This window comes from Tropicimonas sp. IMCC34043 (assembly GCF_003390845.1).
In the GTDB taxonomy this organism is placed as follows: Bacteria; Pseudomonadota; Alphaproteobacteria; order Rhodobacterales; family Rhodobacteraceae; genus Tropicimonas.
On the sequence record NZ_QMEK01000001.1, the window covers coordinates 499,596 to 511,463 of the forward strand.

Below are 11,868 nucleotides of genomic sequence, written 5' to 3' on the forward strand. Positions count from 1 at the left end.
GTCTTCATGGAATGCGGTTTTCAGAACGACGTCGCCGTCGCGGTCCGGAACGGTGTGCAGTGAAACGGCGTGGGGTCGCGCTGCGGCGGTTGAGCCGTGCTGGCGACGCCATAGAAGTAATAATAGCGATAGGCCTGCAGATAGCCGGTGACCGGCGACGACAGCGTATTGCCGAAATGCTGCGGCGACAGCAGGCTCGGTCCCGATCCGGTATAGCTGACGCCCGCCGACAGAACCTGCAATCCGCTGGCCTTCGACGTTACCACGACCCGGACAAGCCCCGGCGGTACGGCGCCAGCAGACGGGCCGCCCCCGCGCCGCAGCAGCGTGGCAAGCGGCGCGGCGATCTCCCATTGCATGGCTTCGGCCAGCAGATCGTCGTTGCCGCCGATGTGCAGGATTCCGGTCGCGTCGATCCGGTGCAGCCACGCCGCAAGATCCGTATCGGTATCGAAGATCCCGTCGTCCGGCAGGGCGATGCCGGAGCGATCTGCAAGCTCCGCCTGGATGACCGGGTTGAACACGTCAAGGATCAGCGGCCCGAGGCTGTTTTCCAGAATCGGCAATCCTCCCAGATCGCTGGTCTGCGCGAAGCGGTCGATCCTCAGCAGGCGCGACGCCGCCTCGGTTCCGGTCCGCACGAGCGGGCCGGTCTGGACAGCCATACCGCCGCCGCCGGTGCCCATTCCGATCCCCCGGAACCGCCCTGACGGCGCTTCGATGTGCGATATAAGCCAGTCGTCCGAAATCCCGGTGCCGGCACTGTACGAGGTACGGACCGTCATCGGTGCCAGAAGGTCGTCGGCGCCGAGACTGCCGCTCAGCCTCGCATCGTCGATCAGCCGGGTTGAGAAATCCCGTAGCCCACCAACCTCGTCAGACAGCAGGTCCAGGAACCCGACCATTTGAAACCTCGCAGAAATATCGCGAGGACGAGTCTTATCACGGATTGCCCGTGCCCCCAAACCGTACCGGGCTCAATCCTTGAAGTTGCGGCTTTCCTTGATCTGGTCCCAGGCCCAGACCACCTCCTGCAGGCGGTCCTCGTCGCTGCGGTCGCCGCCGTTCATGTCGGGGTGCAGCACCTTGATCAGCGCCTTGTAGGCCTTGCGGATCTCGATCTTGGTCCAGGTCTCCCGGGCCTCGAGGATCTCGAGCGCCCGGCGTTCCGTCGGCGGCAGCTTGCGCCCCGAGGTTGCGCGTCCGGGGTTGCGCGTCGAATTCTCGCCGAGCACCTGATGAGCGTCGTCGATCCCGAGCCGCGCCCAGGCCCGTTCCTCCGAGCTTTGACGCAGGGGCTTGGTCTCGCGCCCCCAGACCCTGTCGCTGTCGATCTGGGTCTGGAAATCGTCCTCGGTCGAACCGTCGAAGAAGTTCCACTTCAGGTTGTATTCGCGGACGTGCTGCTTGCAGAACCAGTAGAAGTCATCGAGCGAGTCGGGCGATTTCGGCGCCCGGTACTTGCCCGGCTCCTCGCAGCCCGGATGGTCGCATTGCCGCTGCGAGGTCTCGATGGCGCCGGACATGCCCCGTTTGCCACGCGTCCGTTTCTTCTTGTCGGTGCTGACACGTATATCAAAGCCGAAAGGATCGCTTTTTGCCATGGGTCAGGATCTCCGAAACATCTGCGCGTCTGCCGGGTGTTTCCGACTCGGACGGGGGAGTTTAAACTGTCCCCCGCATTGGGCAACAGAGGGCTGGCGAAAAAAGTGACTGTATCAGATGACATCCGAGAACGGCTGACCGCCGCCTTCTCGCCGCGCACGCTCGAGATCGTGAACGAAAGCGACAAGCACGCGCATCACAAGGGCCACGACGGCAGCGGTGAAAGCCATTTTCGCGTCCAGATCGCGGCCGATGCCTTTGCCGACATGACCCGTCTGGGACGCCACCGCGCGGTTCACGATGCGTTGGGCAAGGAGCTCACGAGCAAGATTCACGCCCTGGCGCTCGATATCAGCGGCTGATCCGACGCGCCCGGGGGATCGCGCCTGCAAAGGCCGGTTGCCCGGGGCGGCCGCGGCGCCGGCCTGATCCCGAGGGCGTCATCGCTGAATCCTGCCGGCCCGGATCGCGTGGGGCAGCGACAGTCCCGGGTCCTATCTGGTCTCGGGATCGTCCGATCCGTCAAGCTTCGGTCCCGGTTTCGTGCCGCGATAGGCCGACAGCGCGGCGGCGGCGGCCGCCGCGGCGGCTTCGGTGGTTTCCTTGGGCGGCTGCGGTGCATGGAGCGGCGGGAAGGATGCGACCGCGGCGGGCGCGGTCCGGGTCGGGGCGTCGACATGTGGCACCGGGCCAGTGTCCGACGGCATCCGGACCGGGGCGACCGGCGCGGCCATGGCCTGCGGCGCGGGCGCGACGGCCGCAGGCGTTTCAACAGCGGCCCGGACCGGGGTGAAGGTGCCCGATGCCTCCTGGTCGGCCAGCACGCGGCGGAACACCAGCATGTTGACATAGCTGGTCGCGGTCCCAGTCAGCCCGGTGCGTTCCTCGCACGGGAGCACGTCGGCGCGGACATAGTCCCAGCCCAGCAGCCCGAGTTCGTTCATCGCGGCCTCGAGCGCTGCGGCGAAGCGTTCCTTCGTCCCCTTGAGGCCCTTGGCCTTGATGCCCTTCTCGGGGGCGGGCACCACCTTGTATTCATAGACCGGCATTTTGCACTGTTCCCCAGAGGTTCGGTTTCGAGGCCCCTTACCTATACGATTCGGCCAGCGTCGTCCAAACTGTGCGCGTCTGTCGTGCGAGGTGTTGCCCCGGCGCGGCAGAACGGCCCGTCAGATCCGGCATTTCGGCGGCAGCAACACCCCGAACAACCCGGCTTGCCCGACTCAAGGCGTCGCGCGCGGGATCAGCAGCGCGGGCTGGCTCTGGTTAGGGGGGGGTCGTGGCAGTGCGCCATGAAGTTCACCCGATCATGTGGTTTTGGTGCGTGCAGCGTCGGGCTTCCGCGTTCGTGATGTTGCGCCCCCTCCACGTTGTCTCACAACCCGGAAGCGCCAAGGTAACAGCACCCACCCCACGGCCGTGGGACGGGTGTTTGTCGCTGACAATGCGGTATGGCGCGCGTCGGGTGGCCGGATCAGCCCAGCTTTTTCGCCACGATCTCGTTCACCGCCTGCGGGTTGGCCTTGCCGCCGGTGGCCTTCATCACCTGGCCCACGAACCAGCCGGCAAGCTTGGGGTTGGCCTTGGCCTTCTCGACCTGGGCGGGGTTGGCGGCGATGATCTCGTCGACCACGGTTTCGATGGCGCCGGTGTCGGTGACCTGCTTCATGCCGCGGGCCTCGACAATCTCGGCCGGGTCGCCGCCCTCGACATAGACGATTTCGAACAGATCCTTGGCGATCTTGCCCGAGATCGCGTCCGAGGCAATCAGATCGAGGATCCCGCCGAGCTGGGCTGCCGAAACCGGGCTGTCGGTGATGGCCCGGTCGTCCTTCTTCAGCCGGCCATACAGCTCGTTGATGACCCAGTTGGCGGCAAGCTTGCCGTCGCGGCCCGCGGCAACGGCCTCAAAGTAGTCCGCTGCCTCGACTTCGGCAGTCAGCACTGCGGCGTCATATTCGGTCATGCCGAAGTCGGCGACGAATCGCGCCTTCTTCTCGTCCGGCAGTTCGGGCAGCGAGGCGGCGATGTCGTCGACCCAATCCTGCTCGATCTCCAGCGGCAGCAGGTCGGGGCAGGGGAAATAGCGGTAGTCGTGCGCCTCTTCCTTGGACCGCATCGAGCGGGTTTCGCCCTTGTCGGGGTCGTAGAGCCGGGTTTCCTGATCGACCTTGCCGCCGTCCTCAAGCAGCGCGATCTGGCGGCGCGCCTCGAATTCGATGGCGGCCTGGATGAACCGCATCGAGTTCATGTTCTTGATCTCGCACCGGGTGCCGAGATGGCTGAAATCCTGGGTCGCCTGATAGCGTTCGTAATCGCCGGGACGGCAGACCGAAACGTTGACGTCGGCGCGCAGGTTGCCGTTTTGCATGTTGCCGTCGCAGGTGCCGAGATAGCGCATGATCTGGCGCAGCTTGACGACATAGGCCGCCGCTTCCTCGGGCCCGCGGATGTCGGGGCGGCTGACGATTTCCATCAGCGCGACGCCGGTGCGGTTGAGATCGACGAAGGACATAGCCGGGTCCATGTCGTGGATCGACTTGCCGGCGTCCTGCTCCAGGTGGATCCGTTCGATCCGGACCAGCCGCGCCACGCCCGGCCCCATGTCGACCAGCACTTCGCCCTCGCCCACGATCGGGTGATAAAGCTGGCTGATCTGATAGCCCTGCGGCAGGTCGGGGTAGAAGTAGTTCTTTCGGTCGAAGGCCGAGACAAGGTTGATCCCGGCTTTCAGCCCCAGCCCGGTGCGCACCGCCTGGGCGACGCAGAATTCGTTGATGACGGGCAGCATCCCCGGCATTCCGGCGTCGATGAAGGACACGTTCGAATTCGGTTCGGCGCCGAACCGGGTCGAGGCGCCGGAGAACAGCTTGGACTTCGACGAGACCTGGGCGTGGACCTCCATCCCGATCACCAGTTCCCAGTCGCCGGTGGCACCCGAGATCACCTTGGGCTTCGGGGTTTCGTAAGTCAGGTCGAGCATCGGAGGATCCCTTCGGCTGGTCGGCTAGGGTGATAGTTCAGCCCGGGCAGCAGGGCAAGATGGCCGGCGAATGGCGGCGGGTCGGCGGCTGCGCACGATTCGCACCGGGGCCGTAAGCAAAAAGACTCGGCCACCATGGGCCGTCGGCGGGAATCCGTCACGAGCGCGTCATCGATTCGGCGGCGACTCGCTGGTTTTCGCCGCTTCGGCCCTGATGGGTTGCCCGATCGGTTGGCATTGGCAACAACCCTGACGATTGGGAATGATCGACCAGGAACACTATATGCGATTTCGCCTGACTGCTTTGAAGGCAGCCATCGTTTTGATCCCGCTGGCGCTGTCTGCCTGCGCGGGGGTCGAAACCACACGAAACGCCACCCCGAGGCTTCATGCACCGGCCGACGCGTCGGCCTATTCCATGCGGTGGGATCATCGGCCCGAGGCCGATGCCTGGACCGAAACCGCCTTCATGGCGCTTGAAAGCTATGGTGCGACGCTGCCCAACATGGTTCCGCGCGACATCGAAACCTGGTGCCCGGGGTATGTCACGGCCAGCCAGGATGACCGCGAGGCGTTCTGGGTCGGGCTGATCTCGACCCTGGCCAAGCACGAGAGCACCTGGAACCCGGCCGCGGTCGGTGGTGGCGGCAAGTGGTTCGGGCTGGTCCAGATCGCTCCGGGCACCGCGCGGTCGTATGGCTGCAGCGCGAAAAGCGGCTCGGCACTGAAGAATGGCGCCGACAATGTCAGCTGCGCGATCCGGATCATGGCGCGGACCGTGCCGCGCGACGGCGTCGTATCGCAGGGTATGCGGGGCGTCGCGGCGGACTGGGGCCCGTTCCATTCCTCGTCAAAGCGGGCAGACATGATTGCCTGGACCCGGTCGCAGCCGTTCTGCCAACCGAAGGCCGAGGCAAAGGTACTGGCGCCGTTCAAGGCATTGGCAAGAAGCAAGAGCTGATAGAAGCAACCACTCGCAGCGAGAGGCGCAAGTACCGTACGGGTGCTTGCGCTTTTTCGATTCTGCCATCTGGTTTATTGACAAGATCCAATGTTTCCGGCAAAATTACGGACATGGATGAAATTGACCGGATGATATGCGGAATCCTGCAGGATAACGCGCGCGCCTCAAGTGCCGAGATCGCCGCCGCCGTCGGACTTTCGGTGTCGAGCGCCAATGAACGCGTGCGCCGTCTGGCGGCGCAGGGCACGGTTTCCGGGTGGCATGCGCGGCTCGATCCGGAGGCGGTGGACGCAGCCCTGTGCGCCTTTGTCTTCATCGACATGGCATTCGAAGGCGAGGCCGAGGCCTGCGCGGTGCTGGCAGCGCGGCCAGAAGTGATGGAGCTGCATCACGTCAGCGGGTCGCATTCCTATCTGATGAAGGTGCGGCTGCGCGATGCCCGGGCGCTGCAGGGGTTCCTGCAGGCGCATGTGAAACCGCTGCCGGCGGTGCATCGGACCGAGACGCTGATCTCTCTCGATGCGGTGAAGGAAAGCGCTGCGGTGCGGATCGGCGACGGGATCGCACGATGATCGAGGTATTGGTGAAAGGAATCGGCGCGGGATTGGCGGTGGCGGCTCCGGTCGGCCCCATCGGATTGCTCTGCATTCGCCGGACCGCGTTGCAGGGACGGGCGACGGGGCTTGCCACCGGGCTTGGCGCGGCGACTGCGGATGCGGTCTATGGGCTGATTGCTGCGGCAGGCTTTGCGGCAAGCGGGCTTCTGGTGACGCACGCGGGCATCATGGCGCTTGGCGGCGGGCTGTTGCTTGCGATGCTTGGCGCGCTGTCGCTCAAGCGGTTCTTGCAAGGGCAGGGGGCGGTATCCGGCGACGCGGCGGTCGCAGAGGCGACATCGGCGGGAGCGGGCGCCCCTTCTGTATCCGGGGTGCCAGCGGCCTATGCGACCGGCGTCGCCCTGACGCTATCGAATCCCGCAACCATCCTGACCTTCGTCGGGATGATTGCTGCCCTTGGCGCGACGGCGCGCGGGAGTGTTGCGGCGCCCTACTGGCTGGTGCTGGGGGTCTTCCTTGGCTCGGCGCTGTGGTGGCTGATCCTCGTGCACGGCACGCTGCTGGTCCGCGGGTGGATGACCGGAAGGGCGCTGCGATGGCTCGATCTGGTGTCGGGTCTGCTGCTGCTGATCTGGGGGGGGTGGATTGCGCTGGCTCAGGGGCTGACCTGGTGAGCGCGGGGAACCGCGCTGCGCGCGGTGCCTCCGGCGGAGGTATTTTCCCCAAGAAGAAGATCGGGTGCCCCCGGCCGGACGATCAGCCGCCGGACGATCAGCCGTTGTCTGGCAGACCTTGTCTGGTCGCGGGCCGGACGTCCGCCTTGCTCAGATCACCGACAGGGCCGAGCGGACCCAGCTCGGGCGGCGGGTCATTTCGGCCAGCGAGACAGTGGGCGCGTTGCGCCCGCCAAGGCGCAGGGTCTCGGCCCTGAGCTGTTCGATCGCCTCGTTGGAATTCGGAGACAGCGACTTTGCCGGGATCGGTCGACCGAAGGTCAGGCGATAGGGCTGACTTTCCTTGTTGAAGGTCTCGTGGAACAGCGTGATGTCGCGCAGGCTGGGATGGATCATGTCGAACAGATAGAACAGCGCCGAGTTGCGCGCCCGCACGTTGACCGGGATCACGTCGAGGTCGTATTTGCGCGCGATCATCGCCGCCGATGCCATCCAGTCGCGTTCGTGCAGCCGCAGCCAGCGCCGCTTGGCCAGGCGGCCCGAGGGGAAGATCACGCCGATCCGGCCCTCGCCGATCGCCTTGCGGGTATAGGCCATGGTCTCGCGGGTCTTGGCATGGCTGCGCTTGTCGAGACGCCATTCGACCGGCGCGATCATCGTGTGCATCTGCGGCATGACGCGCAGGATGTCGGAATTGGCATAGAAGAACGGGTTGGCGCGGCGCTGGGTGACGGCGTGCCACATGATGATGCCGTCGGCGATGCCGGTCGGATGGTTCGCAACCACCAGCGCCGGGCCGGTCTGGGGCAGGTTCTCGAGCCCCGAGATCTGCAGGTCCCGGGCAATCAGGCTGGCCATATGGCCCATGATCACTTCGGTTGGCTCGTCCTTCAGCAGCGAGCCGACCTCGATCGTGCGGTCATAGCTGAGCATCCGGTTCAGCAGCCGTCGGGCGGCATGGGCAAACAGATTGTCTTCGAACAGCCAAGCGGCACGTTCCTGGATGAGGGGATCGATTCTGCTTCGCATGGCACGCGCCTTCTAGATACATCCCTCGGGTCGAAGGGCACATCGACCGAAGCCGCGAATGGCGAAACCCGCCGCATGCTGTCGAGCCGTGGTCATGCCACCCTCTCCTCCCGTATTTAGTGGAGCTTAGCCTCCGGGGGAAGTCCAGTCAAAGCGACCTAACAGTCTGCCGTGACAGTTTGACGAAAGCTCGGCGGAAATGCGCGGGAAAAACCGGCGCCCCTGGGGCGCCGGCAGGGATCGATTGGCTGCGCGTCGCTCAGGCGGCGCGGCGACGGGTGCGGGCGACACCAAAGGCACCGAAGCCCGCGAGCAGCATCGGCAGGGCGGCCGGCAGCGGCACCGGCGCGACGGCCTCATACTTTGCAATCGCTGCGACTGCGAGGTCGGTGTAGTTTGTGAAGAACCCGTCGAGGCCCCAGCCGATGTAGGTCAGATACTGCTCCATCGCCGCATCCGGGTCGGTCAGGTTGAAGGTCCAGCCATGCACCTCGAGACCGAGGGCGTGGGCCGCGGCGATGAACTCGGCCGTCAGCTTTGCGTTCTTGTACACGCCGACGCCATCGGCGTAGGTCGCGATCTCGGACAGCGTCGAATAGCTGCCGTGGATGTAGTCATAAACGGCGTATTCGCCGTCCACGGTGCCGACATAGCCAAGGGCCGCAACCGCCACGTCCATGCCGAGGTCGTCTTCCATCGCCGAGAGTTCCTGCGCGGCGAGGTGATCGAAGGTCTGGAGGTAGCTGTTCTGGGTCGAGGCGGTGAAGCCGTAGGTCTTCATCGCTTCGACGATCTTCTGGTTCTTTTCGGTCGAGGAGACCGGCTTCGATTCCGGATAGATGCCGACATTGGTGCCGTTGGTCTCGTTGTAGTCGTTCACGAAGGTCAGGAATTCCTCGAAGGTCGGGACTTCGAAGGTGGAGACGCTGGGGGTGAAGCCCGGGTAGCTGGTCGAGGCGGTGCCGGTCGGCTCGACCGTCAGGGACTTGATCTCGGCCAGGGTGAAATCGGTCGTCGCGTAGCCGCCGTTACGGGGCGCGAACAGGTCTTCGACGTTGGTGGTGCGGGCGAGCGAATCGTCGTGCATGATGACGAGATGGCCGTCGGAGGTGATGGCGACATCGGGTTCGACGACATCGGCGCCAAGCTTGATCGCCAGTTCATAGCCCGCGAGGGTGTGCTCGGGCAGATAACCGCTGGCGCCACGGTGGGCGATGACCAGCGGGGCTTCGCCGCTCAACGTGTTGTAGGTAGTCGCGAAAGCGGGGGCCGCAAACGCCGCAAAACCGGCGACGGTGACAATGGTTCGGATCATGGTGGTGGTTCCCAATCTGGCTGAAAGACGTGCCGTGGGGCGCTTCTAGATCGTCAAGAAGACGCTTTTGCGATAGCCGGATGGAACATTTGTGTCAGGCCGCCGCGACGGCGACCCGACCGTTTCAAGAAGTCCGCGCCCCTAACGGCCGAGGATCCGCCCCACCATTTCGGCGGTATCGCGGCTGAGACCCGGCGTGGCCGCGATCCGTTCGAGCGTCTCGCCGATCAGCGCCTGGCGGTCGGCATCGTAGCGCCGCCATGTCTCGAACGCGGTGGTCATCCGGGCGGCGGTCTGCGGGTTGACCGGATCGAGCCGGATCAGCCAGTCGGCGACCAGGGCATAGCCCGCGCCGGAGGGATCGTGAAAGCCCGCGGCATTGGCCGAGAGCCCGCCGATCACGGCACGGAAGCGATTGGGGTTCTTCCAGTCGAAATCGGGATCGTTGGTCAGCGCACGTGTCACCGCCACCGCCTTGTCGGGCCGCGAGAGGTTTGCCTGCAGGCCGAACCACTTGTCCATGACCAGACGCTTGCCGTGCCATTGATGGCGGAAGTCGGCAAGTGCGGCGTCCGCCTGGTCGATGTCGAGCAGGCATGTCAGGGCGCCGACCTGGGCGGTCATGTTGTCGGCCTCTTCGAACTGACCCTTGGCGCGGGCGCCATCGTCGATCAGGCTGAGATAGCGCAGCGCGGTCTGGCGCAGCGCCCGGCGGCCGGCGGCCTCGGCGTCGGGCGAATAGCGTTCGTCGGGGACATGGAGGGCATCATAGAGGTCGGCGAGCGTGGTGCCGAGCCGGCCCGCGATGGCGCGGCCAAGCTGCCGTTCGGCGGCATGGATCCGGTCGGGGTCGGGCGTGGTGCCGGCGTCGAACAGGGTCTGGGCCATGTCGTCCTGCCCCGGCAGGCTGAGGGCAAGCGCCCGGAACGCAGGATCGAGGCTGTCGTCGCGGACAAGCGTGTCGAGCCCGTCGAGGAAGGCCGGCGCGGGGTCTGCCGCTTCGGTGACCAGCGCGACCAGCACGTCCTTGGCAAGAGACCGGCCGGCCTCCCAGCGGTTGAACGGGTCGGTGTCATGGGTCAGCAGGAAGGCGCGTTCGTCGGCCGAGCTTTCGCGCCGCAGGGTCACGGGGGCCGAGAAGTTGCGCAGGATCGAGGGCACGGGCCTTGCCCCGAGCCCTTCGAAGGTGAAGCTCTGGCGCGGCTTTGTCAGCTCCAGTACCCGGGTCGGCACGACCTCTTCACCGTTGGGCGACAGCAGGCCGACCGCGATCGGGATCAGCAGCGGCCGCTTGTCGGGCTGGCCCGGAGTGGGGGGCGTCGATTGGGAAAACGTCAGCGTGTAGGTGCCATCGGCAAAGGAGTCCTCGACCGATACCCGTGGCGTGCCGGCCTGGGAATACCAGAGCTTGAACTGGCTCAGGTCGCGCCCGGTCGCATCCTCGAACACCTTCAACCAGTCCTCGATGGTCGCGGCATGGCCGTCGTGACGTTCGAAGTAGAGATCGAGCGCCTTTGCATACCCTTCGTCGCCGACAAGGGTCTTCAGCATCCCGATCAGTTCGGCGCCCTTGTCATAGACCGTGGCGGTATAGAAGTTGTTGACCTCGACAAAGCTCTCGGGCCGGACCGGGTGGGCCAGCGGGCCATTGTCCTCGCGGAACTGGCGCGCGCGCAACGCCAGCACGTCGTCGATCCGCTTGACCGCGTGGCTGCGCATGTCGCCCGAGAACTGCTGGTCGCGGAAGACCGTCAGCCCTTCCTTCAGGCACAGCTGGAACCAGTCGCGGCAGGTGATCCGGTTGCCGGTCCAGTTGTGGAAATATTCGTGCGCAATGACGCTTTCGATCCGCTCGTAGTTGGCATCCGTCGCGGTTTCGGGGCTGGCAAGGACCAGCGCGGCGTTGAAGACGTTGAGCCCCTTGTTTTCCATCGCTCCGGCGTTGAAATCGTCCACCGCAACGATGTTGAAGACGTCGAGGTCGTATTCCCGGCCATAGACATCCTCGTCCCACGTCATCGACCGCTTCAGCGCATCCATGGCAAAGGCGCATTTGTCCTCGTCGCCCGACCGCACCCAGATGTTCAGTGCGACCTCGCGGCCCGAGCGGGTGGTGAAGCGGTCTTGATGGGCCACCAGATCGCCCGCGACCAGCGCGAACAGGTACGAAGGCTTCCGCCAGGGGTCGGTCCATTCGGCCCAGCCCGCGCCGTGGTCGGTCGGATTGCCGTTTGACAGCAAGACCGGCAGGTCGCCCTCGATGCGCACGGTAAAGGGGGCCATCACGTCGGGACGGTCGGGGTAATAGGTGATCTTGCGAAAGCCCTCGGCCTCGCACTGCGTGCAATACATGCCATTCGACATGTAGAGCCCTTCGAGCGCGGTGTTGGTGGCGGGGCTGATCTCGACCTCGGCCTCCCAGGTGAAACGCCCCTCGGGCACGGCACAGGTCAGGCCGGTGTCGGTGATCTCGGGCGTGACCTCGGCGCCGTCGATGGTGGCGCGGATCAGCGTCAGATCCTCGCCGTGCAGGAACAATGCGCCCGGTTCGGCAGCCGGGTTGGGGGCAAAGACGATGCGCGACAGGACCCGCGTCGCCTTTGGCGCCAGGCGGAAGGTCAGGTGCACCGACTCGATAACGTGGGTGAAGGGGCGATAGTCTGACAGGTGAATGGTCTGGGGGGCGGGTTGCTTCATCTCTGTTGGCTCCTTTGCCGTTGCGGGCAACCTATGGGCTGTGA

Annotated in this window: 11 protein-coding genes; 4 read left to right on the plus strand and 7 right to left on the minus strand. The window is 65.3% G+C overall.

The features are described 5' to 3' along the window. Window positions 1-20 precede the first annotated feature (20 nt). Together DQG17_RS21590 and DQG17_RS02260 are read right to left on the minus strand one after the other, a co-directional pair. Window positions 21-905, minus strand: a complete 885-nt coding sequence (locus DQG17_RS21590) for a hypothetical protein (RefSeq protein WP_157973489.1) — start codon at window positions 903-905, stop codon at window positions 21-23. Between the two features lie 72 nt (window positions 906-977). Further along, on the minus strand, window positions 978-1,604 hold the full coding sequence (locus DQG17_RS02260; protein WP_116131122.1) for a DnaJ domain-containing protein: 627 nt from the start codon (window positions 1,602-1,604) through the stop codon (window positions 978-980). A gap of 105 nt (window positions 1,605-1,709) precedes the next feature. Between DQG17_RS02260 and DQG17_RS02265 the strand changes: the two genes are divergently transcribed. Continuing rightward, window positions 1,710-1,967, plus strand: coding sequence for a BolA family transcriptional regulator (locus tag DQG17_RS02265; RefSeq protein ID WP_116131123.1), 258 nt, complete (start codon window positions 1,710-1,712; stop codon window positions 1,965-1,967). 132 nt (window positions 1,968-2,099) lie between these two features. On the opposite strand, the gene DQG17_RS02270 is transcribed toward DQG17_RS02265, so the two are convergent. After that, window positions 2,100-2,654: a DUF4177 domain-containing protein gene (locus DQG17_RS02270; protein ID WP_116131124.1), complete on the minus strand. Its 555-nt coding sequence runs from the start codon at window positions 2,652-2,654 to the stop codon at window positions 2,100-2,102. 425 nt (window positions 2,655-3,079) lie between these two features. After that, the gene (gene gatB, locus DQG17_RS02275; protein WP_116131125.1) at window positions 3,080-4,588 is read right to left on the minus strand and encodes an Asp-tRNA(Asn)/Glu-tRNA(Gln) amidotransferase subunit GatB; all 1,509 of its coding nucleotides are present in this window, start codon (window positions 4,586-4,588) and stop codon (window positions 3,080-3,082) included. Between the two features lie 262 nt (window positions 4,589-4,850). Between gatB and DQG17_RS02280 the strand changes: the two genes are divergently transcribed. The 3 genes from DQG17_RS02280 to DQG17_RS02290 all read left to right on the plus strand — a co-directional run bounded on the left by DQG17_RS02280 (window position 4,851) and on the right by DQG17_RS02290 (window position 6,783). Then, a complete protein-coding gene (locus tag DQG17_RS02280; RefSeq protein WP_232829293.1) occupies window positions 4,851-5,549 on the plus strand; it encodes a transglycosylase SLT domain-containing protein in 699 nt (232 codons plus the stop codon). 113 nt (window positions 5,550-5,662) lie between these two features. After that, the gene (locus DQG17_RS02285; protein ID WP_116131126.1) at window positions 5,663-6,124 is read left to right on the plus strand and encodes an Lrp/AsnC family transcriptional regulator; all 462 of its coding nucleotides are present in this window, start codon (window positions 5,663-5,665) and stop codon (window positions 6,122-6,124) included. After that, complete coding sequence (locus tag DQG17_RS02290) at window positions 6,121-6,783, plus strand: LysE family transporter (protein WP_198666010.1); 663 nt, start codon at window positions 6,121-6,123, stop codon at window positions 6,781-6,783. The genes DQG17_RS02285 and DQG17_RS02290 overlap by 4 nt, the downstream gene beginning before the upstream one ends. 150 nt (window positions 6,784-6,933) lie before the next feature. Here DQG17_RS02290 and DQG17_RS02295 read toward each other — a convergent pair whose 3' ends face one another. The 3 genes from DQG17_RS02295 to pepN form a co-directional block, all read right to left on the minus strand. Next, window positions 6,934-7,812: a 1-acyl-sn-glycerol-3-phosphate acyltransferase gene (locus DQG17_RS02295; RefSeq protein ID WP_116131127.1), complete on the minus strand. Its 879-nt coding sequence runs from the start codon at window positions 7,810-7,812 to the stop codon at window positions 6,934-6,936. A gap of 259 nt (window positions 7,813-8,071) precedes the next feature. Beyond that, the gene (locus DQG17_RS02300; protein WP_116132541.1) at window positions 8,072-9,127 is read right to left on the minus strand and encodes a glycerophosphodiester phosphodiesterase family protein; all 1,056 of its coding nucleotides are present in this window, start codon (window positions 9,125-9,127) and stop codon (window positions 8,072-8,074) included. 141 nt (window positions 9,128-9,268) lie between these two features. Then, entirely contained in the window at window positions 9,269-11,824 is a 2,556-nt protein-coding gene (gene pepN, locus DQG17_RS02305) for an aminopeptidase N (RefSeq protein WP_116131128.1), read from the minus strand. Window positions 11,825-11,868 lie beyond the last annotated feature (44 nt).